This is a genomic window from Tsukamurella strandjordii, assembly GCF_039525985.1.
GTDB lineage: Bacteria > Actinomycetota > Actinomycetes > Mycobacteriales > Mycobacteriaceae > Tsukamurella > Tsukamurella strandjordii.
Window position 1 is genome coordinate 338,634 of the sequence record NZ_BAAAII010000006.1, and the last position, 25,416, is coordinate 364,049.

Here is a 25,416-nt window from a genome sequence, read left to right on the forward strand (position 1 = left end):
TCCACTATGGGGAGAGTCAAGACTCTTTTCGTACCGACCGCGGGGCGCGGGGTCGCCCGATCCACCACTGCGCCTTCGGTGCGCGGCTGAGCAGCTCGACGATGCCCAGCGTCACCACGATGGTCACGGCGTACGCGATGATCGTCCCGACCGGGCTCGGAAGGGCGGTCGAGAGCCACGGCGTCCCGTCGGGAGCCTTGGGCAGCAGCAGGACCGACAGCACCATCACGTGGACCAGGAAGACGCCGAACGAGCGCTTCGTGCCGTACGCGGCGAACCGGGTGATCCGGGGGATCCGGTGCCGGTTGCGGGCCAGCAGCAACCCGGTGGTGTAGACGGCGACCACGAGCGCGACGTAGACCGCGAAGTTGATCGGCTGGAACGCGGCCGAGACCACCGACGGGGCGGTCTGCTCGTCGAGCTGCATCCGGTAGTGCACCAGCAGTGCCGCGACGGCCGCGCCGGTTCCGGCGTACACCAGCGGCGCGTTGCCCAGCAGGATCGCTTCGATGCGCTCGCGGTGGAAGGCGGCGAACACGCCCAGCAGGATGAAGAACTGGTACGGGATGAAGGTGGCGTAGATGTGCCAGAAGTTCTCGGACCACCAGCCGGTGGTGGGGTTCCAGTGGGTGACCACCGCGTAGATGGCCACCTGGAGCACCGCGCTCACCACCAGGATGCGGCCGTGTGCGCCGCGCGTGCGCTCGGCGAAGGCGATGATCAGCGGGAACAGCAGATAGATCTGGATGGTGACGAAGATGAAGTACAGCTGGTACCCGTTGATCCCGCCCCACTTCAGGTTGTCCCAGAATTCGCCCAGGCTCGTGGGGATGGTGGAGAACCGGCCGTCGAGCGTCATGTCATAGACCCAGTACGCGAAGGCCCAGATCACGAAGGGGATCACCACCAGCGGCAGTCGCTTGCGCCAGAACTGCAGGGGGCTCAGGCGCGCGCCGCGCTCCACCACGCCGTACGCCAGCACCAGACCCGTGAGCGCGAAGAAGGCGTTGCGGGTGAAGTGCAGGTTCATGGCGATCGCGTTGGTGACGACGCCGTTCACCTCGTCGTTGGTGTTGGTGAGCGCGTGCATGAAGACCACCAGCAGGAAGGTGATGGTGCGCACGAAGTCGAGTTGGTGCAGGTAACCGCCGGACCGCGCCTTCACGGGCTCACCGGACTTCGCAGGCGCCGACCGTGCGACGTCCCGTGCGGGAGTCGCCTTCCGGGCGGTATCCAGGTACGAAGCCATGGAGAAGATTGTGCTGTCCAATCCTGCGGGGTTGCTGGACGCGGCCTGGCAGGGGTCTACACCGGGCAGTGGTGGGAGCTCAGACTGCGACGTACGTTGAGTTTACCCGTCGGTAACCTTGCTCCTGCAATGAACGCGCCGGAAGTGGCACGGATCACGCGAACACCACGAACTGCCGTCGAGCCTAGTCGGCGGTCGCCTCAGTAGTGGAACACCGACCTCGGCGCGGCTCCCTCGTTCGCATTGCACAGCCGCTGCAGCGCGGACGCGAAATCGTCGCGCAGCTTCCCGGCGAGATCGCCCGAGAAGCCCTCGCGGACCACGATCCGCAGCACCGTCACGTCCTGCGCGTCGGCCGGCATGGTGTACGCCGGAACCTGCCATCCGTACGTGCGCAGCTCGTGCGAGACGTCGAACGCGGTGAACGGCGTACCGTCGGCCAGCTGGAGCGTGACGACGGGCAATGCCGAACCGTCCGTGATGATCTCGAGGTGCGGCAGCGCATCGAGCTGCCCCGCGAGCCAGGTCGCGGTTCCGCGCAGCGCCTGCATCACCCGGGTGTAGCCGCGCCGGCCGAGCCGGATGAAGTTGTAGTACTGGCCGATGATCTGGGCGCCCGGGCGGGAGAAGTTCAACGTGAACGTGGGCATATCGCCGCCCAGGTAGTTGACCCGGAAGATGAGCTCCTCGTCGAGTGCGGCGCGATCGCGGAAGACCACGAAACCGATGCCCGGGTAGGTCAGGCCGAACTTGTGCCCCGAGACGTTGATGGACGCCACCCGGGGAAGCCGGAAGTCCCACTCCAGATCGGGATCGAGGAAGGGCGCCACGAACCCGCCGCTCGCCGCGTCCACGTGCACCGGTACATCGGGGCCGCCGGACGATGCGAGCTCGTCGAGCGTCGCGCAGATGCCGGCCACGTCCTCGTACTCGCCGGTGAAGGTGGTGCCGAGGATCGCGACCACGCCGATGGTGTCCTCGTCGACCGCCGCGCGTACCTGCTCCGGGGTCACCACGTACCGCCCGGGGGCCACCGGGAGATACACCGGTTCCACATCGAAGTAGCGGCAGAACTTCTCCCACACCACCTGCACATTGCTGCCGAGCACCAGTTTCGGCCGGCCGGCATCGCCACCCGCGGCCAGGCGGGCCTTGCGCCACCGCCACTTCAGCGCGAGCCCCGCGAGCATCACGGCCTCGGACGAGCCGATCGTCGTGGTCCCGGTGGCCGACGACGGATCCGCGGGGTCCAGATCCGGGGCGTGGAACAGATCGGCGACGATCGCCACGGTGCGCGCATCGATCGCCGAGGTCGCGGGGTACTCGTCGTGGTCGATGGCGTTCTTGTCGAAGGATTCCGACATCAGCGCCTGGCCCTGCGGCTCCATCCAGGTGGTCACGAAGGTCGCCAGGTTCATCCGCGACTGCCCGTCCAGCATCAATTCGTCGTGGATGAAGCGGTACGCCTCCGACGGGCCGGTCTCCTGATCGGCGAGCCGGGACCGGGGGATGGGCTCGGTGCCGAGCCGGCCCGAATACGCGGGCATCAGGACCGAATCGTCATCGAGTGGCGTGCTGAACTCGCTCATGAGCGCACGCTACCGCCGAACCGCGGCGTCGGCAGGGCGGCGCGGGTGGCCGCGATTTCGCCCAGCTCGCAGGGCATGGCAGAATGGATCGCTGCTGACCGGCGCCGGTACGTATGCCGCCCGGCGGTCACGCTTTGAAGACGGCAAAACCGGGTGCGCCATCCAGGCGCATCGCTGAATTGCACAGTGACTACAACGTAAGAGGAACACAGCAGATGTCTGTCAAGATCAAGCTCACGCGGCTCGGCAAGATCCGCAACCCGCAGTACCGCGTCGTGATCGCCGACGCCCGCACCCGCCGCAACGGCCGTGCGATCGAGTCGATCGGCAAGTACCACCCCAAGGAGGAGCCGTCGCTCATCGAGATCGACTCGGAGCGCGCTCAGTACTGGCTGGGTGTCGGCGCGCAGCCGACCGAGCCCGTGCTCGCCCTCCTGAAGGTCACCGGTGACTGGCAGAAGTTCAAGGGCCTCCCCGGCGCCGAGGGCACCCTGAAGAAGGCCGCCGAGAAGCCGTCCAAGCTGGACCTGTTCAACGCCGCCCTCGCCGAGGCCGACAAGGAGCCGAGCGCTGCGGCCACCACGGCCAAGAAGAAGGCCGAGAAGAAGGCCGCCGCCGAGGCGCCCGCGGAGGCTCCGGCCGCCGAGGCCGCTGCTGAGGCGCCCGCCGAGGCCGCTCCGGCCGAGACCGCCCCGGCTGCCGAGTAATGAGCGCCGTCGTCGCCGATGCCGTTGAGCACCTCGTTCGCGGCATCGTGTCGAACCCGGACGACGTCCGCGTCGACCTGATCACCGGCCGTCGTGGCCGCGTGATCGAGGTCCACGTGAACCCGGACGACCTGGGCAAGGTGATCGGCCGCAGCGGCCGCACCGCCACCGCCCTGCGCACCCTCGTCACCGGCATCGGTGGCAAGGGCATCCGGATCGACGTCGTCGACACCGATCGGGTCCGCTGACCCGATGGAGCTCGTGATCGGGCGGGTCGCCAAGTCGCACGGCATCCGCGGCGAGATCGTCGTGGACGTGCGCACCGATTCGCCCGAGCTCCGCTTCGCGGACGGCGCCGTCCTCACCGGACGGCGCCCCCGCGAGAAGAACACCCAGACGTACACCGTGGCAGCCTCCCGGGAGCATTCCGGGAGGCTGCTGGTGCGTCTGGAGGGCGTGAACGACCGCACCGCCGCCGACGAACTTCGCGGCACGCTCTTCCTTATCGACTCCGCCGACGTGATCCCCAGCGACGACCCGGACGAGTTCTACGACCACGAGCTCGAGGGCCTGGCCGTGCGCACCGTCGACGGCGAGGAGGTGGGCGTCATCGCCGAGGTGCTGCACCCGCCCGGCGGCGAGCTGTTGTCGGTGAAGGCGCCCGACGGCCGCGAGATCCTGATCCCGTTCGTCACCGCCATCGTCCCGACGATCGACGTGGCCGGCGGCTTCGTCGAGGTGGACGCACCCGAGGGCCTGCTGGACCCCGAGTAATGCGCATCGACGTCGTCACCATCTTCCCCGAATACCTTGCGCCACTGCAGCAGGCGCTGCTCGGCAAGGCAGTCGACAAGGGGCTGCTCGAGTTCGGCGTGCACGACCTGCGCGACTGGACCCACGACGTGCACAAGGCCGTCGACGATTCGCCCTACGGCGGCGGACCGGGCATGGTCATGAAGCCCACCGTCTGGGGCCCCGCGCTCGACGACGTCTGCCCCGACGACGCCCTGCTCGTGGTGCCTACCCCCGCGGGCGTCCCGTTCACGCAGGCGATGGCGCGCGACTGGGCCACCGAGCAGCACATCGTCTTCGCCTGTGGCCGCTACGAGGGCATCGATCAGCGCGTCTTCGACGACGCCGCCCGCCGCGTTCGCGTGGTCGAGGTGTCCATCGGCGACTACGTGCTGATCGGCGGAGAGGTGGCCACCCTGGTCATGGTCGAGGCCTTCGCCCGGCTGATCCCCGGGGTGCTCGGCAACAAGCTCTCGCACCACGACGACTCCTTCTCCGAGGGCGCCGAGGGACTGCTCGAGGGCCCCTCCTACACCCGCCCCGAGACCTGGCGCGATCTGACGGTGCCGCCGGTCCTGCTGTCCGGGGATCACGCCAAGGTCGCCGCGTGGCGACGCGAACAGTCCCGGGAGCGGACCGCCGAGCGTCGCCCCGATCTTCTCGCCGACTGAGATCCATCGCGCCCCGCGCACGCCGCGGGGTGGAGGAAATCGCCGAAATCCGCCGCGTCGGGCACGCGGCAGGGGAAGATGGTGCCGCAGCGGGCGTGGGGGCGCCCGCGGACTTGGGGGAGTCATGTCCGACATCAGGGGTGCCGAGGCGCTGCTGGCCGAGGTGGAACGCCGGGAGGCGGCACTCGCCGCGCTCGACGAGGAGTTCCGGAGCGCCCGGGTCACCGCACGCTCGAACGACCGGCTGGTCGCGGTCACCGTCGACGTCCGGGGGCACGTGGTCGGCGTCGACCTGGCACCGGGTACGCCGCGCGCCCACCCGCCCGAGCGGCTGGGTGCGCTGATCGCCGAACTCGCCGGGCGCGCAGCGGATTCGTTGGAGGAGCACTACCGGTCCCGGGCCGAGCTGGCGGCGGTGCCGCGATGAGCTTCGAGCTCGATCCCGGCGCCTGGGAGCGCGCGGCCCGCGCGGTCGACGAGCTCGCCGCGGGTCTCCCGGAGCCGCCGGACCTGCCGCTTCCCGACGACCGCTACGCCCGTGCCCTCGGCGACCTCCCGCAGCGATCCGATGCCGCCGCCCGAGCCGCACACCGGGCCGCGGTCGCCGAGCTGCACGATCTCGCCGCCCGGATCCGCGCCGGAGCGCGGGACGTGATCGCCACCGACACCTCCGGCGCCGAGCAGATCGCGACGGCGCGATGACCGTCGCCGAGTTCTGGCCGCGTGAACCCGGCATCGCTACCGACGATCCCGAGGGATACCTCCGGGCCGACGATGCGGCCCGCAGGATCGCCGCCGAACTGGGGGTGCGCGCGCCCTCGCACGGCCTGCGCGGTGCGGCCGAACTCGCCGCCGCCCGCATCGATTTCGTGTCCGATTACGCGGCCCTGGTGGAGCAGACGCAGACGGTTCTCACCGGCGTGGCGGCGCGCACCGCGCTCGCCCGGCTGGAGGCGAAGGGGCAAGCGCCACCTGGCGACCCCGCCGCCGACCAGGCCGCCGGGCTGGCCGATCTCCGTGGCCGCGCGGAGGCCGAGGACGCCGCCCAGGCCGCCGAGCGGAGCTCGGCCGACCTTGCGGCCGGGCACGGCGCTGCGGCCGGCGGGTTCGCACCCATGGGCGCGATGATGCGGGCCGGAGCATCCGCGGGCGGAGTGCATCGCGCCACCCGCTACGACCTACCGGGTGCGGCCCCGCAGGATCTCGACCTGCGCCTGCGCGAGTTGTGCAGCGGTATCGAGGGGCCGGCCCGGGGCTGGACCCGGCTCGCCGTGGCCGCCGTCACCGACGAGGCGGGACGGCCCTGGCGCCTGATCGGCACCACCGAGCTCGACGGCTACCTCCGCCCCGGCATCGCGCTCCTCGACGGCGAGATGGCCGCGGGCAACGAGATCTGGCCGGAACTGTCGATCGCCACCTTCTGCGCCGCGCACGGGTTCGAACCCGGGGCGGTGGTGGGTGCGGTCGAACCACCTCCCGATGTGTGCGATCACCTGCGGGCGTTGGGATTCCACCCCTCCTGGGCGACCGATGCCTGGGATTCCTCGACCTGGGAGAACGACGATGCATCGCTCAGCTAGCCTCCCGGATCTCGCGGAGGCGATCGCGGCGGTACCTGCGGACCGTCGCCACACCGTGGCCCTGTCGGTGGCGGCGGACGCGCTCGACCGCACCGCCGACGCTCGCCTCGACGGCACCGGCACGGTGCTGCTGGACGAGATGCGGGCGCCCGGCTGTCGGCGGGGGGAGGCGCAGCGGCTCGCGGTTGCGGTCGACGCACTGGACCGCGACGCGCACGCCTGCCGCGCCGACGGCGACCACACCGGGTACGTCCTGGGATTCCAGGCGGCCCGGGCCCTGTCCGCGCTGCATTTCCTGGTGCGCGACGGCGGCGCCGGGCTCGCCGACGTCGCCTACGAGGCGGTGATGGTGTGCGGCGCGACGGAGCCGGTGCTCGCGGTTCTCGTCGGTGGGCGTCGGTAGGGTGGCCGGGTGAATTCGAAGCTGCCGAACACGCCCGAGATCTCCGTTTCCGCTCGCATCGCCGCCGAACTGTCGGTCGAGGAGGGGCAGGTGGCCGCCACGGTGCGGCTGTTGGACGAGGGCTCGACGGTGCCGTTCATCGCCCGGTACCGCAAGGAGGTCACCGGCAGCCTCGACGATGCGCAGCTGCGCCTGCTGGAGGAGCGCCTCGGCTACCTGCGCGAGCTCGACGATCGCCGCGCCGCAGTGCTCGCGTCGATCGAGGAGCAGGGCAAGCTGACCCCCGAGATCCGCGCCGCACTGCTCGCGGCCGAGACCAAGGCGCGCGTCGAGGACATCTACCTGCCGTACAAGACCAAGCGCCGCACCAAGGCGCAGATCGCGCGGGAGAACGGCCTGCAGCCGCTGGCCGAGCAGCTGCTCGCCGATCCGACCCTGGTGCCGGAGGAGCTGGCCGCGGGCTTCGTCACGGGTGAGGTCGCCGACGCCGCCGCGGCGCTGGAGGGCGCCCGCCACATCCTGGTGGAACGGGCCGCCGAGGACGCCGAGTTGGTGGGCACGGTGCGCGAGAAGTTCTGGGCCGATTCCACCCTGCGCACCGCGGTCCGCGAGGGCGCCGATCCGCAGAAGGCGCAGAAGTTCCGCGACTACTTCGAGTTCTCGGAGCCGCTCGACCAGATGCCCAGCCACCGTGTGCTCGCCGTGCTGCGCGGCGAGAAGGAGGAGGTGCTCTCGCTGACCTTCGACGGCGGTGAGGACGCGGGCTACGAGGCGATGGTCGCGCGCACGCTCGGCGTCGCGAACCAGGGACGCGCCGCCGACAAGTGGCTCGGCACCGTGGTCCGCTGGGCCTGGCGCACGAAGCTGATGGTCTCGGCCACCGTCGACGCCCGCACCCGGCTGCGCCAGCGCGCCGAGGACGACGCCGTCACCGTCTTCGCCACCAACCTCAAGGATCTGCTGCTGGCCGCACCCGCCGGCACCCGTCCCACCCTCGGTCTCGACCCCGGCTTCCGCAACGGCGTCAAGACCGCCGTGGTGGACGGCACCGGCAAGGTGCTCGACACCCTGATCATCTACCCGCATCAGCCGCAGAACCAGTGGGACAAGTCCAAGGCGCTGCTCGGTGCGTTGATCGCCCGCCACGATGTGGATCTGGTCGCCATCGGCAACGGCACGGCCTCCCGCGAGACCGACGCCCTCACCACCGAGCTGCTCGGCGAGATCAAGAAGACCGGTGCCCGCGTCCCGGCGAAGGCCGTGGTCAGCGAGGCCGGCGCGTCGATCTACTCGGCGTCCGAGTACGCGAGCGCCGAACTGCCCGATATGGACGTCTCCCTCCGCGGGGCGGTCTCCATCGCCCGGCGCCTGCAGGATCCACTGGCCGAGCTGGTGAAGATCGACCCCAAGTCGATCGGCGTGGGTCAGTACCAGCACGACGTCTCGCAGGCGAGCCTCGCGAAGAGCCTCGACGCCGTGGTGGAGGACGCGGTGAACGCCGTCGGCGTCGACCTCAACACCGCCTCTGTGCCGCTGCTGGCCCGCGTCTCGGGCGTGTCCGAGGGGCTCGCCGCCGCGATCGTGGCGTACCGCGACAAGTCGGGCGCGTTCCGGAGCCGCAAGGGCCTGCTGGAGGTGCCGCGCCTGGGGCCCAAGGCCTTCGAGCAGTGCGCCGGGTTCCTCCGGATCCGGGGCGGCGACGATCCGCTCGACGCCTCCGGGGTACACCCCGAGGCGTACCCGGTGGTGCGGAAGATCCTCGACCGCTCCGGGCTGCAGCTTGCCGAACTGATCGGCAACAGCGCCGCGCTGGCGAAGCTGCGGCCCGCCGACATCGCGGCCGAGTTGGCCGACGAGCGGTTCGGCGTCCCGACGGTGACCGACATCCTCGCCGAGCTGGACAAGCCCGGCCGCGACCCGCGTCCCGCGTTCGCCACCGCGACCTTCGCCGCCGGTGTGGAGAAGGTCTCCGACCTCAAGCCAGGCATGGTGCTCGAGGGCGTGGTCACCAATGTCGCCGCGTTCGGCGCCTTCGTCGATGTGGGCGTGCACCAGGACGGCCTCGTGCACGTCTCCGCGATGTCGGATCGGTACGTCTCCGATCCGCACGAGGTGGTCAAGTCCGGTCAGGTGGTCAAGGTCAAGGTGGTCGACGTGGACGTCGAGCGCCAGCGCATCGGCCTGTCTCTCCGTCTGAACGACGACGCCGCCCCCAAGGAGCGCGGTCAGCGGGGCGGCGGGTCCCGCGACGGGCAGCGCGGACCGTCCCGGGGCGGTCAGCCCGGTGGGGGACGGCAGGGCGGTCAGCCCGGTGGCGGACGGCAGGGCGGCCAGTCCCGCGGGGGACAGGGCGGCCAGAACCGGGGCCAGCAGAACCGCGGCCAGCGGAGCGGGCAGTCCGCACCGTCGGGCTCCATGGCCGATGCGCTGCGGAAGGCCGGCTTCGGCAAGTAGGCCCACGATCGACGGCGCCGGGGCACCTCGCGACCGCGTCGTGCGCGAGGCCCCGGGTGCCGTGTCGACCTTCGATCGCCGCTGTGACCTGGTATGCCCGAATCCGGCGCTAGGTTGGAGACATGTCCACTTGGTTCACCCGCGACATCGTGGAGGCGGGACGGCTGCCGCTGTTCGCCTTCTTCGTCGGGCTGATCGTGGGCTTCCTGTGCATCCGTGCCAGCGTCCGACTGATCCGGGCGCAGGTGCGCTGGTGGTTCGGCAACGTCCGGCCCGGCGGGTTGCACGTGCACCACGTGGTCTTCGGCGTGATCCTGTGCCTGGGATCTGCGGTGGGGTTGATCGCGAACTTCGGCACCGCCACGCAGACGACAGCGGCGGTGCTCGCCGGGATCTTCGGCCTCGGTGCCGCCCTGATCCTCGATGAGTTCGCGCTGATCCTCTATCTGCGCGACGTCTACTGGCAGGACGAGGGGCGCACGTCCGTGGACGCGGTCTTCGTGGCGATCGCGATGACGGGCCTGCTGCTGCTCGGGCTGCGTCCGCTCGATCTGGTGGACGTCGCCGGTTTCCGGGATTCCTCCGGGCGGACGGCGCAGATCGGCTTCGCGCTGGTCAGCCTCGGTACTGCGGCGATCGTACTGCTCAAGGGGAAGATCTGGACCGGGCTGCTCGGGTTGTTCTTCTTCCCGCTGCTGTTGATCGGCGCCGTGCGGCTGTCCCGCCCGGGCGCGCCGTGGGCGCGCTGGCGCTACGACCGGGATTCGCGCCGGATGTTGCGGGCGCTGCGCCGCGAGCGGCGGCTGCGGCGACCGCTGATCCGCGCGAAGATCGCCGTTCAGGACCTGATGGCCGGCCGTCCCGACCTCCTGCCGCACCTGCGCGAGGACACCGAGAAGGAGCTCGACCGCACCGTCGTGCCCGCGCCCTTGCCGCCCCGGCGGCCCCGCTCCATGGCCAGTCGCCTCACGATTTCCGGAAAGCGGCGCCGATCTGGCACAATCAACAGGTTGCCTGGGCTGCGTGCTGCCCGGGCCTATCCGACTGCCCGGCAGTCGACAAGCCAGGAGTACGAACCGGTCGAGCCCCCACGACAGCCGTCGTGACGGGACGCCAGGGTCCTCTGCTCGCGAAGAAGATGTAAGAAACGGTGATCAAGCGATGAACACGCTCGACTTCATTGACCAGCAGTCCCTGCGCAGCGATGTGCCCGACTTCCGCCCCGGCGACACCCTCGACGTTCACGTCAAGGTGATCGAGGGCTCGAAGGAGCGCGTCCAGGTGTTCAAGGGCGTCGTGATCCGCCGCCAGGGTGGCGGCATCCGCGAGACCTTCACGGTGCGCAAGGTGTCCTTCGGCGTCGGTGTGGAGCGCACCTTCCCCGTGCACTCCCCGAACATCGCCAAGATCGACGTCCTCACCCGCGGTGACGTGCGTCGCGCGAAGCTGTACTACCTGCGCGACCTGCGCGGCAAGGCCGCCAAGATCAAGGAGAAGCGCTGACCTCAGCGCGGGTCGCGGTCCGGGTGGATCGCGCCGCCTCGCCCGCTCGGTAGGGTGTATCCCGTGCCCGAGCAGACGAACTCCCAGGAGACCCCCGAGCCCGACGATTCGACGTCGGCCGGGGGTTCCTCCGTATCCGGGGCCGAGGAGCCGGCCCGCCACGCGGCGCCCGCGGCCGTGGCCGGTGATGCGGACGAGAAGAAGCAGAAGAAGACGAACTGGCCGCTGGAAGTGGCCGTCGTGCTCGTCGTCGCGCTGGTCCTGAGTTTCTGCCTGCAGACCTTCGTCGGCCGCCAGTGGTACGTGCCCTCGGAGTCGATGGAGCCCACGCTCATCGGCTGTGAGGGCTGCACGGGCGACCGGATCGTGACGCAGAAAATCAGCTACTTCACCGGTGATCCGCAGCCCGGCGACGTGATCGTCTTCAAGGGGCCCACCACGTCCTGGGGTATGGAGCCGGTGCAGAAGGTCCGGTCCGACAACACCCTCATCCGCGGTGTGCAGGAGGCGCTCTCGTACGTGGGGCTGCAGCCGCCGAACGAGAACGATCTCGTCAAGCGCGTGATCGCGGTGGGCGGCCAGACCATCGAGTGCAAGCCGGGGACGGGTCTCACCGTGAACGGCAAGAAGCTCAACGAGCCCTACCTGGAGGAGAACGCCAAGCGCTACGCCGCGGCGAACCAGTGCTGGCCGATGCAGCGTTATGACGGTGATACCGGCGCCTTCGGCCCGATCACCGTCCCGCAGGGCAATGTGTTCATGATGGGCGACAACCGCCTGTTCTCGCGGGACTCGCGCTATCACATCGAGGACGAGCTGCAGGGCACCGTGCCCAAGGCGGACATCCGCGGCAAGGTCGCCGCGATCATCTACCCGTTCAGCCGCTGGCAGACCGTCAAGGCGATCAACCCGCAGCAGGGCTGATCCGCGTGCGCGACCGTTGGCCGCCGCGCCCGGTGGTGCGGTCATCGTCCGGACTGTCGACGATGGAGACGGTGCTCGGCCGCGCCGGGCTCGGCCCCGTGGCCGGGATCGACGAGGCCGGACGCGGCGCCTGCGCCGGGCCGATGACGGTGGCCGCGTGCATCCTTCCCGCGAAGATCCCGCCTTCGCTGGCGCGGCTCGACGACTCGAAGAAACTCAGTGAGATCGCCCGCGAGAAGCTGTATCCCGAGATCCTCAAGCACGCGGTCGGCTGGTCGGTGGTCACCATCCCCGCGCCCGAGGTCGACCGGCTCGGTGTGCACGTGGCCAACATCTCCGGCATGCGCCGCGCCATCGCGACCCTGCCCGTGACCCCGGGGTACGTGCTCATCGACGGGTTCACCGTTCCGGGACTGGGCATTCCGTCGTTGCCGGTGATCGGGGGCGACGCCTCGGCATCGTGCATCGCCGCGGCCAGCGTGCTGGCCAAGGTGACGCGGGACCGGGTGATGGCCGAGCTCGACGCCGACTACGACGGATACGGCTTCGCGGTGCACAAGGGCTACTCGACGGCGGCGCACATGGCGGCGCTGGGCGAACTGGGCCCGAGCGATCAACACCGGATGCGCTATCAGAACGTGCGCGCCGCCCTCAAGGCCACGTCGAATGAGCGATCGGCCGCGGCGCGATAGTCTGAGCGGGTTCGTCCGTTCGGTGACAGGTGAGGAGGCCCCGGTGAGCGCAGAGGATCTCGAGAAGTACGAGACCGCGATGGAGCTGTCCATGTACCGCGAGTACAAGGACGTGCTGAGCCAGTTCACCTACGTGGTGGAGACCGAGCGCAGGTTCTACCTGGCCAACGGGGTGGATCTGATTCCGCGGAACGCGGACGGCGAGGTGTACTTCGAGGTGCACATGACGGACGCCTGGGTGTGGGACATGTACCGTCCCGCCCGTTTCCTCAAGCAGGCTCGCGTGGTCACGTTCAAGGACGTCAACATCGAGGAGCTCGACAAGCCGGATCTGCGCCTGCCGGACTGATTCCGTTCGTTCCTCGCGACCCAGGCACCGCCCGAACCGGGCGGTGCCTGGGTCTTTCTCGTCGTCCCGGGTCCATCGAAAGATAACGGTGCATAGTGTCCCGAATCTGCTACGATCCTGAATCGAGTCACATTGTCTCGATATTGAAGGATAAGCATGATTGAACTGACAACGCGGCACGTCCGGACGGCGCCGGCCGTGGCCACCACCGCATTCGCCTTCCTCGTCGTCATGATGGGGACCACTCTGCCGACGCCGCTCTACTCGATCTACGCCGCGCAGCTGGGATTCAGCTCGCTCATCGTCACCGTGCTCTTCGCGGTGTACGCGCTCGGCGTGGTCGGTGCGCTCACCGTCTTCGGGCGGCTCTCGGACGAGATCGGCCGCCGGCCAGTGCTGCTGCTCGCCGTCACCATGGCCGTCGTGAGCGCGGCGCTGTTCCTGCTGCCGCCCTCGCTGCCGCTGCTCATCGTGGCCCGCGTCATCTCCGGTCTGGGGGCCGGACTGATGAGCGGGGCCGGCACGGCCGCCGTGATCGACCTGTTCGCGCCCGAGCGGAAGGCCTCAGCGGGCGCCCTCGCGGTCGGCGTGAACACCGGCGGACTCGCCCTCGGTACCCTCCTGGCGGGTGTCCTCGCCGACCTCACCACGGCCCCACTGACGGTGCCCTTCGTGGTGCACCTCGCGCTGTCGCTGCTGGCCTTAGCCGGCCTGTGGCTGTACGCGCCCAAGGCCGCCGCGGCCGGAACGTGGCGCGTGCGTCCCCGTCGCCTGCGCGTGCCCGCCGAGATCCACGGTGCCTTCGTGCGTGCCGTGCTCGCCGCGGGATCCGCCTTCGCCGTGACCGGCGTCCTCACCGCGGTCTCGGCGTTGTTCCTCGCGAAGTACCTGCACCTGCCGAGCCATTCGCTCGCCGGGTTCGAGGTCTTCCTGGCCTTCGCGGGCATGGCGATCGGTCAGCTCGCCGCCCGCCGGATGAAGCCCCGCACCGCACTTCCCGCCGGTTGTGCAGGCCTCGTGGAGGCCGCCGTCCTGCTCGCTGTCGCCCTCCTGGTGAACTCTCTTGCGGCGCTCATCGCCGCCGCCGTGGTGCTCGGCCTCTCGGGTGGCCTCTGCCTGAACGCCGGCATCGCGACCACCGTCGAGCAGGTGCCGCCCGCCCATCGCGCCGAGGTCTCCTCGTCGTTCTTCGCCGGGTTGTACCTGATGCTCGCGGTGCCCGCGATCGGCGTCGGCGCGCTGTCGGCGGTGAGCGGCCTGCGCGATGCCGGATTGGTGTTCGCGGTCGCCGTCGCCGTGCTGGCCGGCCTCACGGGCGTGATGGAACTGCGGTCGTCGCGCACGGCCGTCGCCGCCGGGAACTGACGGAGGATCGATGGACATCGCTGTCGATTCGATCGACGCCGCCGTCGCGCAGCTCCGCCGCGGTGCGGTGATCCTCGTGGCCGACGACACCCGCCGGGAGAACGAGGTCGACGCGATCATCGCCGCGACGACCGCCACCCCGGCCACCGTCGGCTGGATGATCCGGCACACCTCGGGCTTCCTCTGCGCCCCGATGACCGCCGAGCGAGCGGACAGGCTCGGGCTGGCACCGATGACCGACCGCAACGAGGATCCGCATCGGACGGCGTACACGGTCACCGTGGACGCCCGCGATGTGGTGAGCACGGGGATCTCCGCCACCGATCGAGCGCTCACGCTCGCGGCGCTGGCCCACCCGGCCACCACACCGTCGGACCTGTTGCGGCCGGGGCACATCGTGCCCCTGCGCGCCCGGCCCGGAGGCACCGCCGAGCGCGGCGGCCACACCGAGGCCACCGTCGATCTGCTCGCGCTCGCCGGCCTACCGCCGGTCGGTGCTCTGGGCGAACTGGTGCACGACGACGGCGAGATGGTGCGGTTGCACGAGATCCGGGGCGCCGAGCGGTTCGCGGGGCTCCCGCTGATCTCGGTCGACCAGGTGCGCGACGCCCGCTGGGGCACACGTCCGGAACGGTCGGACGTGGCGCTGTTACGGTGACGCCATGACGCGGACGGAGAGGCCGGTCGGCCGCCCGCGCAGCGAGGAGGCCCGGGTGGCCGTGCTGCGCGCGGTAGACGACATGCTCGTCGAGCAGGGTTACGCCGCGATGACGATGAAGGGCATCGCCGAGCGTGCCGGGGTGGGCCGGCAGACCGTGTACCGGTGGTGGTCGACGAAGGCGGAGATCCTGCTGGAGGCCAGCGCCGCCGACGCGGTCCGTGAACTGGCGGTGGATCCGCAGCCCACGCCCCTCGCGGACATCGAGTGCTTCCTCGCTGCGGTGGTGCGTTTCCTTACCGAGTCCGATGCGGGGCTGGCGTATCGCGCGCTGATCGGCGAGGCGCAGCACGACGCCGCGGTGGCCGCCTTGATCGCCGGGGCCGATCCCTTGGGAGACGCCGCCGAGGCGGTGATCGCCCGGGTGCAGGATGCCGGTGCACTGCCCGCGGCGATGGATCGCCGACGCGCGGCGGCCGAGCTGGTGGGCCCGGTGGTGTACCGCGTCCTGGCACAGGGGTGGCGCGGTGACGCGGCCGAGATCCGTTTGCTCGCGGGGCGATTCCTCCGAGGCTGAAGCGCTCTCGGCCCGTGGCGGCGTGCCGGAATCCGTTGCGACGGGTGCTAGTCGGACCGGACCGCCGGTGCACTGGCTCGTAGGTCGAGTTCCGGCGTCAGTTCGCGCCGCACCGTCGGCGCCTCGGCGCCCTTGATGAGGGAGACCACGAGACGATACGCCTCTTCGCCGATCGCTTCGAAGGGCTGACGGACCGATGTCAGTGGCGGGTCGGTGTGCCGCGCCGGCGCGTGGCCGTTGAAGCTCACGATCGCCACGTCGTCGGGAATCGCGTAGCCACGGCGGCGCAGCGATCGAACGAGGCCGGGGCCATGTTCGTCTGCTTCGCAGAAGATGCCGTCGATGAGAGGCGAGGTGTCGAGGAGGGCCTCAACCTGAGGCTGTGTATCCAGGGCCGCACCGTGATTCAGCGACCGTAGGGAACGGTAGGCGACGTCATGCGGGCTGGCGGCGATTGCTCTCTGGAATCCGTCGAACCGTTCCTCACTGAACCGGAAGGTCGGCTCGTACCCGATGTAGAGGAGGTTTCTTCGGCCACTGTCGATGAGGTGTCCGGTGCCCATTTCCGCGCCACCGACGTTGTCGACGGAGATCGTCGGGATATGTGTGATGAAAGAAGTGTCGTCGATCGCGACGATGGGGCGAGACAGTTCTCGCGCGGCCGCCGCTACATCCTCATCGTCTGCACCGCCGAAGATCACGATGCCTTCTGAGGGGACGTGTCGCAGGCGGCGGATCGCGTCGCCAGGGGTGATGTTCGTCGGCAATGCGTGTGCGAGGACGGAGTATCCGTCTTTCTCGGCCTCCTCGGTGGCCGCTTGCACCGCGTTCTCCCACCACGCCCAGAGAACCGGGGGGAGAAGGACGCTGACCGCACGGAAGGAATCGGTTTTCAGCGCGCGTGCCATCGCGGAGGGGCGGTACCCGATATCCGCTGCGGCCTTCAGGATCCGGGCTCGCGTGGCCGGACGGACTTCGTGCTCGTTCCAATTCGGTGACAGCGCCCGGGATGCGGTGGCGAGGCCGACGCCCGCGGCGGCGGCGACGTCTCGAAGAGTTGGACGCGCCCGCATGTGTTCAAGCATAGACCGCCCCCAGCCGCGTTCGGCTTCGCGGGCGCAGGCCGTCGCCAGACAGTTCGCGGCGGTGGATCCCGCCGCCGGGCGAGGGACGTGACCGGACCGATCTCGTGGCGGTCACGTCCCTGCCGGCGATTGCCGGATCTCGTCCGTCAGCGATCGTTCGGGCCGACTGCGAGCTCCGTGCGCGCTGACGGATCCCATGCCGCGGGGAGTGGGGGCATGCGCTGAGCGCGCGAGGAGATCGTGACGGGTGCTCCCGTTGTCGCTGCCTCGTCGATACCGACGAGTATGTCGAGGACGTGGGCGGCGATCGCACCGGAGGCGCGTTCCGGTTCACCGGCCGAGATCGCGCGTGCGAGTTCTACGACGCCGGTGCCTCGTCCCCAGGTGGAACCTTCGCACGGGATGACGGAAGCGCCTTCCTGCCCGAAGCGCCACAGTGTGGAGTCGCCGTCGAAGACGTTGGGGTCGGGGAGGATGAGGGTGCCTTCGGTGCCGTTGATCTCGACGACCCCCTCTCTCGCGAATGCGTGCTCGAAGGACAGCGTCGACTGAGCTGATCCGCCGCCCTCGAACTCGATCAACGCGGCGTGATGGGTGGGCACCTCCACGTCGAACCGCGTTCCCGCTCGGGGGCCGGAGCCGATCGTGCGAACCTTGGTCGCCTGCGATGCGACGGCATGGACCTTGGACGCGGAGCCGAAAACGTTGACGAGGGTGGTGATGTAGTACGGGCCGATGTCGAACAGTGGGCCGGCGCCCTGTGCGTACAGGAATTCAGGGTCTGGATGCCATTTGTCGGGGCCGGGGACGTGGAACATCGTGCTCGCGGTGAGAGGTTCGCCGATATCGCCTCTCGCGATGGCCCGCAGTGCGGTCTGAATCCCTCCGCCCAGTACGGTGTCGGGCGCGCACGCGACGCGGAGCCCTGCCGCGTCCGCCGCGCGCAGCAGATCCGCGGCGCTTTCCTGATCGGTCGCGATCGGCTTTTCGCTCCAGATGTGCTTGCCCGCGGCGATGATCTGCTGACTGACCTCGGCGTGGACGGCGGGAATCGTGAGGTTGACGACGATCTGGATGTCGTCGCGCGCGAGCAATTGGTCGACGGTTCCGTAATGCGGAACGTTGTACTGCGATGCCCGCGCGGCCGCCCTGTCCAACTGGAGGTCGGCGATGAAGAGCACGTCGACGTCTTCGAACTGTGTCAGGTTGTCGAGGTACTGCGTGGCGATGTTCCCCGCGCCGATGATTCCGACGCCGTACCGGGTCATCGTGCAGCCTCGTCGACGTCGTGTGCGTTCAGCCATGCCAACGACTGCGCGATGCCGTCGAAGACGTCGCCGGCGTAGTCGTCGAATTCCACGACGCGTAGCGCTTGCGGCGCCGCCTGCAGGATGCTCTGAACGTCGACATCGCCCTGGCCTGCGGGAGTCTGCTCGGCGAACGCGCGCCGGAGCTGATCGGGCACGACCAGCGCGCTTTCCGACGACGGTAGCGCAGTGCGGATGTCGCCCTCGACCTTCCCGTCTTTGACGTGAATCGCAACGATGCGTTGGTCGAGCCCGCGAAGGAGGGAGGGGACGTCCATACCTGCGACAGTGGCCCAGAAGGTGTCGATCTCCAGGATCGTCTTGGCTTGCAGCTGGTCGACGAACAACTGGAATGCCGGGACCCCGTCGATGCGAGTGGTGAATTCCCACTGGTGGTTGTGGTAGCCGAATCGGAGACCGAGCTCGTGTGCGACATCCGTGAGCTCGTTGACACGCTCGGCCAGTCGCGCCACATCGTCGGTCGTCTGCCATCGCTCGGTCGGAATGAACGGATCGATGACCGTGCTGATTCCGATGTCGAGTGCCGCCTCGAAGGCACGGACCGGGTCGGAGGCGTCGATGACTGAGACGTGGCCGGTCGGCGCGACGAGATCCGCATTGCGGAGCGCGGTGGACAGGCGCGCCGGATCGTCGTTGAAGGCGTAGGGCTCGACCTGGGTGAACCCGATCTGGCGGACCCGATCCAACGTTCCTTCGAGATCCGAGGAGATGGCGTCCCGCAGCGAGTAGAGCTGGACGGAGGGGATGGTCATGCTTTTCCTTAGGTCGAGGCTCATGGGGGTGCGTACACGTCCGCCTGGGGGCGGTGACCAGTCCGCCGGGCCTCGGCGCGCGACGATCAGTGGACCCGTGAGGTGGGGCGGTGAACTGGCACTGGAAACGTTTCCAGTTCCGTTAAGTTAAACGGCTCTCGGGCCCCTGTCAAGAGTGCGGTGCGGTGCGAATTCCTCCCCAGTTTGGATATGAAACTTCCTCTCATCCACAGGCGGTCATCGATCCGGCGGATGCCGTGCGTGATGGGCGCACGATCAGAGCATGGGCAACAACGAGGTGGGCCGCGCCGGCGAGGACCTGGTGTGCGAGTACCTGTCCGGGCACGGGTGGCGGGTGCTGGACCGGAACTGGCGGTACTCCGGCGGGGGACTGCGGGGCGAGCTGGACGTGATCGCGCAGTCCGCGGACGGGGTGCTCGTGGTGGTCGAGGTGAAGACGAGGTCGGGCACGGCATACGGCAGCGGATTCGACGCGGTGACCCCACGGAAGGTCGCGCAGTTGCGGGCGCTCACGGCCCGATGGCTGGCCGACCGGGAGGGTGCGTTCCAGCGCATCCGGATCGACGTGGCCTCGGTGTTCACCCCGCCCGGCGGACCGGTGACCCTCGAATACCGGGCAGGGGTGGCCTGATGGTGGCGCTGAGCAAGGTGCACTCGGTGGCGATCACCGGGATCGACGGTGCCGTGGTCGAGATCGAGGGCTGCATCGGCGGCGGACTCCCGGCCGTGCACCTGGTGGGCCTGCCCGACACGGTGCTGCAGGAGTCGCGCGACCGGGTGCGGGCGGCCATCGTCAACATCGGCCTGAAGTTCCCCGATACCCGGATCACGCTCGCCCTATCGCCGGCCACGCTGCCCAAAGTGGGATCGGTGTACGACCTGCCGCTCGCCGTGGCCATCCTGCGCGCGGCCGAACGCGTTCCCGAATCCCGGCTCGCCGGGTGCGTTCTGCTCGGCGAACTCGCGCTCGACGGCCGGGTTCGGCCCGTGCGGGGCGTTCTTCCCGCCGTGTTGGCCGCGAAGGAATCCGGATTCACTCGCGCCCTCGTGCCGCTCGGGAATCTCGATGAGGCGGGCCTCGTCGACGGCATCGAGGTGCTCGGCGTCCCGCATCTGGCCGATGTGGTGGCCTGGCTCGCGGGGGAGGGGGCGCTCGTCGAGCCGACGGGTTCGGTGACGGGCCCCGACGAACCGTGCGCCGCAGACCTGGCGGACGTGGTAGGGCAGCCCGAGGCGAAGTTCGCGCTCGAAGTGGCGGCCGCGGGAGCGCACCACGTGATGCTCACCGGACCGCCGGGGATCGGGAAGACGATGCTCGCGTCGCGGCTGCCGGGGATTCTGCCACCGCTGGGGAGGCGGGAGGCGTTGGAAGTGAGTGCTATTCACTCGATCGTCGGGAACCTGCGGGCGGATCGGCCGTTGATCACGGTGCCGCCGTTCGTGGCTCCGCACCAGACCTCATCGGTGAGCGCGCTGGTGGGTGGCGGCAGCGGACTCGCCAAGCCCGGCGCGGTCTCGCTCGCACACCGCGGCGTGCTCTTCCTCGACGAATGCGCCGAGATGGGCCCGAAATCCCTGGAGGCCCTGCGGACCCCGCTGGAGGAGGGGCAGATCCGGCTGGCGCGGCGCGACGGCGTGGTGAAGTACCCGTCGCGGTTCCAACTGGTTCTGGCGGCGAACCCCTGCCCGTGCGCCCCGGCGCGGGACAGCGACTGCACCTGCACCGCCACGGTGCGCCGCCGCTATCTCGGCAGACTGTCGGGACCGCTGCTCGACCGGGTCGACCTGTGGGTGCGCATGGAACCGCCGGGCACCGGCGCATTGCACGAGGACGACGAGGTGGGTGAGTCGAGCGCCGCGATCAGGGCACGGGTGCGGGCGGCGCGCGAGGCGGCGGCGGAGCGATGGGCGGCGGAGGGGTGGCTCACCAATTCCGAGGTACCGGGGGTGGTGCTGCGGCGCAGGTTCCGGTTGGCGCGGACCGCCTTACAGCCCTTGGAGGCGTACTTACGCGAGGGCAGGATCACCGCGCGAGGGGCCGACCGGTGCCTGCGGGTGGCGTGGTCGCTCGCCGACCTGTCCGGTCTGGACCGGCCGGGCGAACCGGAAGTGGTGCAGGCTCTGGGATTCCGGGACGGACGATGACGGGCGACGGGGCGCGGCGCGCGTGGGCGTATCTGAGTCGGGTCGCGGAACCGCCGTGTGCGCCACTGATCGCGCTGGTCGACACGGTGGGGCCGGAGGCCGCGGCACAGGCTGTGCGGCGCAGGGAATTCCCGTCGGGCTTCGAGGACGTCGCCGAGGCGACGTCCGCCCGTGCCGACCGGGACCGCGCCGAGGCGGATCTCGCCCACGTCGGGCACCTCGGTGGGCGCCTGGTGACGCCGGACGACGAGGAATGGCCGGAGTACCGCCTTTCCGTGCTGCACGCGCGAGAGCGAACTCCTGCCATGGATCACGAGGACCAGTGGCGTGAGCTGCGACCGCTGGCGCTGTGGGTATTAGGGCAGGGCCGTTTGGACGAGCTCCTGGACCGGTCGGTGGCGATGGTGGGGACGCGCGCACCGTCGGGTTACGGGGAGCGGGTGGCCGACCAGTTCGCGGGCGATCTGTCGGCGGAGGGCTTCACGATCGTCTCGGGTGGGGCCTACGGCATCGACGGAGTGGCGCACCGCGCCGCCCTCGCCGCCGGCGGTCCGACCGTGGCCTTCGTGGCGGGCGGGGTGGACCGCCCGTATCCCGCGGGACACGCTGGGCTGTTCCGGCGGATCGGGGAGGACGGTGCGGTGGTCTCGGAGTATCCGCCCGGTACGGTGCCGGCCAAGCATCGATTCCTGCAACGGAATCGGATGGTGGGCACCGTTCCCGGGGGAGTGGTGGTGGTCGAGGCCGGATTGCGGTCGGGCACCCGGAACACGGCTACCTGGGCGAAGCGTCGTGACGTCCCGGTGTGCGCGGTGCCCGGTCCGATCACCGTGGCGACCTCCGTCACCTGCCATCGGCTGATCCGCGACGGTGCCCGACTGGTGACCCGATCGGCGGAGGTGGTCGAGGAGGTGGGTCGGATCGGCGAACTGGCAGCCGAACGCGCGGTTCCCGCGCGCCCGACGGACGGTCTGGGCCCGGCCGAGCTCCGCGTCTACGACGCGCTGCCGGCGCGCTCGGGCCTGCCGGCCTCGGAGGTGGCGGCCGTCGCGGGCCTCCCCGCCCGCGCCGTGCTCGGGCACCTCGCGATGCTCGACGCCAAGGGGTTGATCACCAAAGACGGTGCGTTGTGGCGCCTCCGGTCATCCGCCGATGCGGGGGACCGGTGAACGATCAGTCCGTCAGCGCGAACGCGCGCAGGTTCCGCAGGAGCTCGGTGGCGAGTTCCGCCGATTCGGCGCCGCCGGACAGGTCCACGTTGAGCCGGCCGTCGAATGAGGAGACGATGGCGAAGGTCATCTTCGCCGCCAGAGCGCTCCAGTCCGCACCGCCGGGCGCCGCGGGCACGTCGAGGTGGAACGCGGGGAGGAACTCGGTGAGGGAGAGACCGTCCGGCGTGGGCAGGTGCGGCACGGGTCCCCAGTTGGTGATCACGGCGACCGCGCAGTCCTCGGGGATCTCGGCACCGAAGGCCATCGACATCGGCCGCTGGACCGTGCCCGCGTCCAGATCTCGCGCGAGTCCGGCGCCCACCCGCGCCGCGAGCTCGTCGAGGCTCGCCTCGTCGGAATCCGCCTGGAAGAAGGCCATACCGAGCGCATTGGTGATGTCGGTGAAGCCGGCGGCGGGCTCGCCGAGGCGGCGGCGCAGGTCGACCGGGTAGCCGTAGAGGATGCGGGACGCGCCGAGCCCGCGGACCGTGGCGGAGGCGGCGATGAACGCCGCCGAGACGAGCTGGTTCACGGTGCGGCCGGCGCGGTGGCCGTACGCGATGAGCGCTGCGGTCTCGGTGGCGGAGAGCTGGGCGCGGTGCAGCGCGGGCATTCCGGAATCGGGCGCCGCGTCGGTACCGGTCGCGGCGGTGGCGCTCGGAGCGTCGGCAGGATCGACCGTCGAGGCCGCAGCGGCCTCGATCGGGAGCTCGGCCGGGAAGCCGCGCTCGGCGAGGAAGTCCTCGAGGGCGATGGGGAACTGCGACCGCTCGTCGAGCACGCCGTCGCCGCCCGTGACGATCGCGGTGTAGGAGGTCCACAGCGCCTGGAGTAGCGCGAGTGCGTGGTGGCCGTCCGCGAGCGCGTGGTGCACCAGGAGGTACACCGCCTGCTCGGTGCCAGAGCCGGTGACCACGTGGATCTCGGCGATCGCGCGATTCTGCGCGATCGACAGTTCCTGCAGGGGCGCCAACCCGGTGGGCTCACCGATCGAGCTCGACACCGCGATCGGCGCAGCGCCGTCGTTCGCGACGAACGCGCCAGTCATCGGATCTTCCACGGTGATCCGCGCCCGCAGCCCGGGGTAGGCGGCGCTGAGTCGCGCGGCGGCCGCACGGAGGGCTTCGAGGTCCACCGGCCCGTCGGCGACGACGCCGTAGCCGACGTACATTCCGCCGCCGAGCGTGAAGAAGGACTCCGTTGTCGCCAGAGGGCGGATGAATCCCGGGGAGACGTTAGTTGCGGATCGCATGTAGTTCACGCTAGGTGGACGCCGGATTACGCGCCACAATCTGTGAGCGACGGCATACCGGACGGTGTACCGATATTCGGCACCGGTCCGGCGGGCGGTCCTTTCGTCTCCGCAGGGTCGTGAGCTGGGCACTCGGCCAGGTACGATTCCCCGGATCCGATGCTGGATCGACCATTCCCGAGCCCGAGGATGCCGCGATGACGACCGAGACGACCCCCGCGATCGCGGCGCGTCGGCGGCGGCAGATCCTCACCGGCTCGGTGGGTCACCTGGTCGAGTACTTCGACTGGAGCGCCTACTCCTTCCTCGCGATCTACTTCGCCCGGCAGTTCTTCCCCGGCGACGCGGAGTCCGTCGTCCCGCTGCTCGCGACCTTCGCGGTCTTCGCCGTCGGCTTCCTGACCAGGCCCATCGGTGGCGTGCTGATGGGATGGATGGCCGATCGCTACGGCCGACGGTTGGCCCTGACCGTGGGCGTGGGAATGATGGGCGTCGGAAGCCTGATGATCGGCGTCGCACCCACGTACGAGCAGGTCGGAGTGCTGGCGCCGGTCATTCTGGTGATCGCGCGCCTGATCCAGGGACTGTCTACCGGCGGCGAACTCGCCGCGGCCAGCGCCTTCCTCATGGAGTCTGCTCCCGACGAGCGGCGGGGCGTGTACACGAGCATCACGAACGTGAGCTCCAGCCTCGGCAAGGTCGCGTGCCTCGGACTGATCACGATCCTGGTGAACGCCGTCGGCACCGATGCGATGGCCGACTGGGCGTGGCGCGTGCCCTTCCTCATCGGTGCGCTCGCCGCCGTGGTGGCGTGGTGGATCCGTCGTCGCGCCGAGGAGACCTATCGGCAGGGCGACGAGCCCGCCGCCACGCCGCCCTTCCGCGAGGTCTTCGTCGACCACCGGCCCGCGTTCTGGCGTGCCTTCGTCCTGGCGTCCGTGACGGCCGCCGTCTTCTACACCTGGAGCACCTACGTGCCCACGTGGGCGATCATCACGTCCGGCCTCGACAAGAAGCAGGCGATCACCATCTCGACCGTCGCCTTCATCTTCTACGGCGCGATTCAGCTCCCGCTGGGCCGGCTCTCGGACCGCATCGGGCGCAAGCCGATGATGTTCACCTTCTACGGCGCCAACATCGTGCTCACCGTGCCGCTGTTCGTGGGCATCTCGGCGAACCCCGTCACGGTGCTGCTCATCCAGTGCGTGGGCATGGGCATCTGCGCGATCCTCATGTGCGTCGCCGCCGCCATGATCGGCGAGATGTTCCCCGCGCGTATCCGCGTCCTCGCCACCGGCGCGGCCTTCTCGATCGCCACCGCCCTGTTCGGCGGCACCATTCCGGCGATCGGCACCGAGATCCACCAGCTGGGAATCGACATCGCCTTCCCGCTGTACCTGGTGGCCCTCAACGTGATCGCGCTCGCGTTGACCTACCGCATCCCGGAGACGGCGCGGATCCCGCTCCCGCGCTGACGCCTACTCGGCGGCCAGCAGCTGGCCGCTCTTCGACAGCTCGGGATCGGTGCACGACGAGAGGTCGAAACAGCACGGGCGACGCTTGCCGGAGCGCATCTTGGAGATGCTGACGTCGACGCGCTTCGCCCGGGTCGCCGGGTTCTTCGTGGCGCCGACCCAGCGCACCCACTCCCAGCGGGCCATCGGCGTGATGTCCGTCCACACGTCCGCCACATCGGGGGCATCGGAGAGCGCGGCACCGAGATCCTCGGGCACCGCGGGTTCCGGCCACTCCGCGCTGGGCGTCAGGTCGACCGTGACGTCCGACCCGGGACGAACCCCCGTCGTCCCCTCCAGATCGAGCCAATGCCCCTTCCGGCCGTCCGGCTCGACGACGCCGCTGAAATCCCGACCGCCGACGGAGCCGGTGACCGCGACCTGACCGCGGGAGGGGAGCGCGGCGCTGGCATCCGCCGGGAGCCGGAGGATGGTCCGGCCGGCGAGCCGCTCGGGGGTGGCGGTGAACGAAACAGGGGTCGGGCTCTTCGGTGCCATGGCTACTCCTCGCGATCCGGCTGCGGTCTCGGATCCAGGTTACGAGCGCGGATCGGTCACGGCTTCTCGATTCGTGATCGATCGGGTGCAGACCGCT

Annotated in this window: 28 protein-coding genes; 21 read left to right on the forward strand and 7 right to left on the reverse strand. The window is 69.9% G+C overall.

Annotated features, from left to right (window positions below):
* Positions 1-16: 16 nt before the first annotated feature.
* Both ABD108_RS12880 and gad read right to left on the reverse strand, forming a co-directional pair.
* On the reverse strand, positions 17-1,249 hold the full coding sequence (locus ABD108_RS12880; RefSeq protein WP_343930491.1) for an acyltransferase: 1,233 nt from the start codon (positions 1,247-1,249) through the stop codon (positions 17-19).
* A 200-nt stretch (positions 1,250-1,449) separates the two neighbouring features.
* A complete protein-coding gene (gene gad / locus ABD108_RS12885; protein ID WP_343930492.1) occupies positions 1,450-2,838 on the reverse strand; it encodes a glutamate decarboxylase in 1,389 nt (462 codons plus the stop codon).
* Between the two features lie 215 nt (positions 2,839-3,053).
* Here gad and rpsP point away from each other — a divergent pair, with 215 nt between their 5' ends.
* From rpsP to ABD108_RS12970, 17 genes are all read left to right on the forward strand, one after another.
* A complete protein-coding gene (rpsP, locus tag ABD108_RS12890) occupies positions 3,054-3,545 on the forward strand; it encodes a 30S ribosomal protein S16 (RefSeq protein ID WP_220659325.1) in 492 nt (163 codons plus the stop codon).
* Complete coding sequence (locus ABD108_RS12895) at positions 3,545-3,793, forward strand: RNA-binding protein (protein ID WP_013126270.1); 249 nt, start codon at positions 3,545-3,547, stop codon at positions 3,791-3,793. The genes rpsP and ABD108_RS12895 overlap by 1 nt, the downstream gene beginning before the upstream one ends.
* Before the next feature lie 4 nt (positions 3,794-3,797).
* Positions 3,798-4,319: a ribosome maturation factor RimM gene (gene rimM / locus ABD108_RS12900; protein WP_220659324.1), complete on the forward strand. Its 522-nt coding sequence runs from the start codon at positions 3,798-3,800 to the stop codon at positions 4,317-4,319.
* Positions 4,319-5,008, forward strand: coding sequence for a tRNA (guanosine(37)-N1)-methyltransferase TrmD (gene trmD / locus ABD108_RS12905; RefSeq protein WP_220659323.1), 690 nt, complete (start codon positions 4,319-4,321; stop codon positions 5,006-5,008). Before rimM ends, trmD begins: the two co-directional genes overlap by 1 nt.
* A gap of 124 nt (positions 5,009-5,132) precedes the next feature.
* A complete protein-coding gene (locus ABD108_RS12910) occupies positions 5,133-5,435 on the forward strand; it encodes a YbaB/EbfC family nucleoid-associated protein (protein WP_220659322.1) in 303 nt (100 codons plus the stop codon).
* Positions 5,432-5,710, forward strand: a complete 279-nt coding sequence (locus tag ABD108_RS12915) for a hypothetical protein (protein ID WP_220659321.1) — start codon at positions 5,432-5,434, stop codon at positions 5,708-5,710. The genes ABD108_RS12910 and ABD108_RS12915 overlap by 4 nt, the downstream gene beginning before the upstream one ends.
* Positions 5,707-6,588 carry a hypothetical protein gene (locus ABD108_RS12920; RefSeq protein WP_220659320.1) on the forward strand — a complete coding sequence of 294 codons (882 nt, stop codon included), beginning with the start codon at positions 5,707-5,709 and terminating at the stop codon, positions 6,586-6,588. The genes ABD108_RS12915 and ABD108_RS12920 overlap by 4 nt, the downstream gene beginning before the upstream one ends.
* Positions 6,572-6,991 (forward strand): hypothetical protein, encoded by a 420-nt coding sequence (locus tag ABD108_RS12925; RefSeq protein WP_220659319.1) that lies wholly within the window; start codon positions 6,572-6,574, stop codon positions 6,989-6,991. Before ABD108_RS12920 ends, ABD108_RS12925 begins: the two co-directional genes overlap by 17 nt.
* Positions 6,992-7,000: 9 nt before the next feature.
* Entirely contained in the window at positions 7,001-9,445 is a 2,445-nt protein-coding gene (locus ABD108_RS12930; RefSeq protein WP_255585843.1) for a Tex family protein, read from the forward strand.
* A 122-nt stretch (positions 9,446-9,567) separates the two neighbouring features.
* Positions 9,568-10,551 (forward strand): hypothetical protein, encoded by a 984-nt coding sequence (locus ABD108_RS12935; protein WP_220659318.1) that lies wholly within the window; start codon positions 9,568-9,570, stop codon positions 10,549-10,551.
* Between the two features lie 55 nt (positions 10,552-10,606).
* A complete protein-coding gene (rplS, locus tag ABD108_RS12940) occupies positions 10,607-10,948 on the forward strand; it encodes a 50S ribosomal protein L19 (RefSeq protein WP_013126282.1) in 342 nt (113 codons plus the stop codon).
* A gap of 63 nt (positions 10,949-11,011) precedes the next feature.
* Positions 11,012-11,872 carry a signal peptidase I gene (gene lepB / locus ABD108_RS12945; protein WP_220659317.1) on the forward strand — a complete coding sequence of 287 codons (861 nt, stop codon included), beginning with the start codon at positions 11,012-11,014 and terminating at the stop codon, positions 11,870-11,872.
* Between the two features lie 5 nt (positions 11,873-11,877).
* A complete protein-coding gene (locus ABD108_RS12950) occupies positions 11,878-12,564 on the forward strand; it encodes a ribonuclease HII (protein WP_343930493.1) in 687 nt (228 codons plus the stop codon).
* Between the two features lie 43 nt (positions 12,565-12,607).
* Positions 12,608-12,913: a DUF2469 domain-containing protein gene (locus tag ABD108_RS12955; protein ID WP_220659315.1), complete on the forward strand. Its 306-nt coding sequence runs from the start codon at positions 12,608-12,610 to the stop codon at positions 12,911-12,913.
* A 156-nt stretch (positions 12,914-13,069) separates the two neighbouring features.
* Positions 13,070-14,278 carry an MFS transporter gene (locus tag ABD108_RS12960; RefSeq protein ID WP_343930494.1) on the forward strand — a complete coding sequence of 403 codons (1,209 nt, stop codon included), beginning with the start codon at positions 13,070-13,072 and terminating at the stop codon, positions 14,276-14,278.
* Positions 14,279-14,288: 10 nt separating this feature from the next.
* Positions 14,289-14,936 (forward strand): 3,4-dihydroxy-2-butanone-4-phosphate synthase, encoded by a 648-nt coding sequence (gene ribB, locus ABD108_RS12965; RefSeq protein ID WP_343930495.1) that lies wholly within the window; start codon positions 14,289-14,291, stop codon positions 14,934-14,936.
* 4 nt (positions 14,937-14,940) lie between these two features.
* Positions 14,941-15,513 carry a TetR/AcrR family transcriptional regulator gene (locus ABD108_RS12970; protein ID WP_343930496.1) on the forward strand — a complete coding sequence of 191 codons (573 nt, stop codon included), beginning with the start codon at positions 14,941-14,943 and terminating at the stop codon, positions 15,511-15,513.
* A gap of 47 nt (positions 15,514-15,560) precedes the next feature.
* Here the strand turns inward: ABD108_RS12970 and ABD108_RS12975 are convergent, their stop codons facing one another.
* The 3 genes from ABD108_RS12975 to ABD108_RS12985 form a co-directional block, all read right to left on the reverse strand.
* A complete protein-coding gene (locus tag ABD108_RS12975) occupies positions 15,561-16,598 on the reverse strand; it encodes a LacI family DNA-binding transcriptional regulator (RefSeq protein ID WP_343930497.1) in 1,038 nt (345 codons plus the stop codon).
* A 146-nt stretch (positions 16,599-16,744) separates the two neighbouring features.
* Positions 16,745-17,866 carry a Gfo/Idh/MocA family protein gene (locus tag ABD108_RS12980; protein ID WP_343930498.1) on the reverse strand — a complete coding sequence of 374 codons (1,122 nt, stop codon included), beginning with the start codon at positions 17,864-17,866 and terminating at the stop codon, positions 16,745-16,747.
* Positions 17,863-18,678 carry a sugar phosphate isomerase/epimerase family protein gene (locus ABD108_RS12985; RefSeq protein WP_343930500.1) on the reverse strand — a complete coding sequence of 272 codons (816 nt, stop codon included), beginning with the start codon at positions 18,676-18,678 and terminating at the stop codon, positions 17,863-17,865. The genes ABD108_RS12980 and ABD108_RS12985 overlap by 4 nt, the downstream gene beginning before the upstream one ends.
* Before the next feature lie 283 nt (positions 18,679-18,961).
* Between ABD108_RS12985 and ABD108_RS12990 the strand changes: the two genes are divergently transcribed.
* From ABD108_RS12990 to dprA, 3 genes are read left to right on the forward strand one after another with little or no spacing between them, the layout of a single operon-like run.
* Positions 18,962-19,330 (forward strand): YraN family protein, encoded by a 369-nt coding sequence (locus ABD108_RS12990; RefSeq protein WP_305111636.1) that lies wholly within the window; start codon positions 18,962-18,964, stop codon positions 19,328-19,330.
* Between the two features lie 2 nt (positions 19,331-19,332).
* Positions 19,333-20,844 (forward strand): YifB family Mg chelatase-like AAA ATPase, encoded by a 1,512-nt coding sequence (locus ABD108_RS12995; protein ID WP_343930647.1) that lies wholly within the window; start codon positions 19,333-19,335, stop codon positions 20,842-20,844.
* A complete protein-coding gene (dprA, locus tag ABD108_RS13000; RefSeq protein WP_343930501.1) occupies positions 20,841-22,013 on the forward strand; it encodes a DNA-processing protein DprA in 1,173 nt (390 codons plus the stop codon). The genes ABD108_RS12995 and dprA overlap by 4 nt, the downstream gene beginning before the upstream one ends.
* Before the next feature lie 4 nt (positions 22,014-22,017).
* Here dprA and ABD108_RS13005 read toward each other — a convergent pair whose 3' ends face one another.
* The gene (locus ABD108_RS13005; protein WP_305111639.1) at positions 22,018-23,307 is read right to left on the reverse strand and encodes a phthiocerol/phthiodiolone dimycocerosyl transferase family protein; all 1,290 of its coding nucleotides are present in this window, start codon (positions 23,305-23,307) and stop codon (positions 22,018-22,020) included.
* 197 nt (positions 23,308-23,504) lie between these two features.
* Between ABD108_RS13005 and ABD108_RS13010 the strand changes: the two genes are divergently transcribed.
* Positions 23,505-24,782: an MFS transporter gene (locus ABD108_RS13010; RefSeq protein WP_220659310.1), complete on the forward strand. Its 1,278-nt coding sequence runs from the start codon at positions 23,505-23,507 to the stop codon at positions 24,780-24,782.
* A 3-nt stretch (positions 24,783-24,785) separates the two neighbouring features.
* Here the strand turns inward: ABD108_RS13010 and ABD108_RS13015 are convergent, their stop codons facing one another.
* Positions 24,786-25,319: a YdeI/OmpD-associated family protein gene (locus tag ABD108_RS13015; RefSeq protein ID WP_305111640.1), complete on the reverse strand. Its 534-nt coding sequence runs from the start codon at positions 25,317-25,319 to the stop codon at positions 24,786-24,788.
* Positions 25,320-25,416: the final 97 nt, after the last annotated feature.

Excerpts from the sequence above, each read along its gene's own strand:
- rplS (WP_013126282.1), top strand. The coding sequence starts at position 10,607 with ATGAACACGCTCGACTTCATTGACCAGCAGTCCCTGCGCAGCGATGTG.
- ribB (WP_343930495.1), top strand. The coding sequence starts at position 14,289 with ATGGACATCGCTGTCGATTCGATCGACGCCGCCGTCGCGCAGCTCCGC.
- ABD108_RS12990 (WP_305111636.1), top strand. The coding sequence starts at position 18,962 with ATGGGCAACAACGAGGTGGGCCGCGCCGGCGAGGACCTGGTGTGCGAG.
- ABD108_RS13010 (WP_220659310.1), top strand. The coding sequence starts at position 23,505 with ATGACGACCGAGACGACCCCCGCGATCGCGGCGCGTCGGCGGCGGCAG.
- ABD108_RS12970 (WP_343930496.1), top strand. The coding sequence starts at position 14,941 with ATGACGCGGACGGAGAGGCCGGTCGGCCGCCCGCGCAGCGAGGAGGCC.
- gad (WP_343930492.1), bottom strand. The coding sequence starts at position 2,838 with ATGAGCGAGTTCAGCACGCCACTCGATGACGATTCGGTCCTGATGCCC.
- ABD108_RS13015 (WP_305111640.1), bottom strand. The coding sequence starts at position 25,319 with ATGGCACCGAAGAGCCCGACCCCTGTTTCGTTCACCGCCACCCCCGAG.
- ABD108_RS13005 (WP_305111639.1), bottom strand. The coding sequence starts at position 23,307 with ATGCGATCCGCAACTAACGTCTCCCCGGGATTCATCCGCCCTCTGGCG.
- trmD (WP_220659323.1), top strand. The coding sequence starts at position 4,319 with ATGCGCATCGACGTCGTCACCATCTTCCCCGAATACCTTGCGCCACTG.
- ABD108_RS12975 (WP_343930497.1), bottom strand. The coding sequence starts at position 16,598 with ATGCTTGAACACATGCGGGCGCGTCCAACTCTTCGAGACGTCGCCGCC.
- ABD108_RS12935 (WP_220659318.1), top strand. The coding sequence starts at position 9,568 with ATGTCCACTTGGTTCACCCGCGACATCGTGGAGGCGGGACGGCTGCCG.
- ABD108_RS12920 (WP_220659320.1), top strand. The coding sequence starts at position 5,707 with ATGACCGTCGCCGAGTTCTGGCCGCGTGAACCCGGCATCGCTACCGAC.
- ABD108_RS12985 (WP_343930500.1), bottom strand. The coding sequence starts at position 18,678 with ATGACCATCCCCTCCGTCCAGCTCTACTCGCTGCGGGACGCCATCTCC.
- ABD108_RS12915 (WP_220659321.1), top strand. The coding sequence starts at position 5,432 with ATGAGCTTCGAGCTCGATCCCGGCGCCTGGGAGCGCGCGGCCCGCGCG.
- rpsP (WP_220659325.1), top strand. The coding sequence starts at position 3,054 with ATGTCTGTCAAGATCAAGCTCACGCGGCTCGGCAAGATCCGCAACCCG.
- ABD108_RS12910 (WP_220659322.1), top strand. The coding sequence starts at position 5,133 with ATGTCCGACATCAGGGGTGCCGAGGCGCTGCTGGCCGAGGTGGAACGC.
- ABD108_RS12895 (WP_013126270.1), top strand. The coding sequence starts at position 3,545 with ATGAGCGCCGTCGTCGCCGATGCCGTTGAGCACCTCGTTCGCGGCATC.
- ABD108_RS12960 (WP_343930494.1), top strand. The coding sequence starts at position 13,070 with ATGATTGAACTGACAACGCGGCACGTCCGGACGGCGCCGGCCGTGGCC.
- ABD108_RS12980 (WP_343930498.1), bottom strand. The coding sequence starts at position 17,866 with ATGACCCGGTACGGCGTCGGAATCATCGGCGCGGGGAACATCGCCACG.
- ABD108_RS12880 (WP_343930491.1), bottom strand. The coding sequence starts at position 1,249 with ATGGCTTCGTACCTGGATACCGCCCGGAAGGCGACTCCCGCACGGGAC.
- dprA (WP_343930501.1), top strand. The coding sequence starts at position 20,841 with ATGACGGGCGACGGGGCGCGGCGCGCGTGGGCGTATCTGAGTCGGGTC.
- ABD108_RS12925 (WP_220659319.1), top strand. The coding sequence starts at position 6,572 with ATGCATCGCTCAGCTAGCCTCCCGGATCTCGCGGAGGCGATCGCGGCG.
- rimM (WP_220659324.1), top strand. The coding sequence starts at position 3,798 with ATGGAGCTCGTGATCGGGCGGGTCGCCAAGTCGCACGGCATCCGCGGC.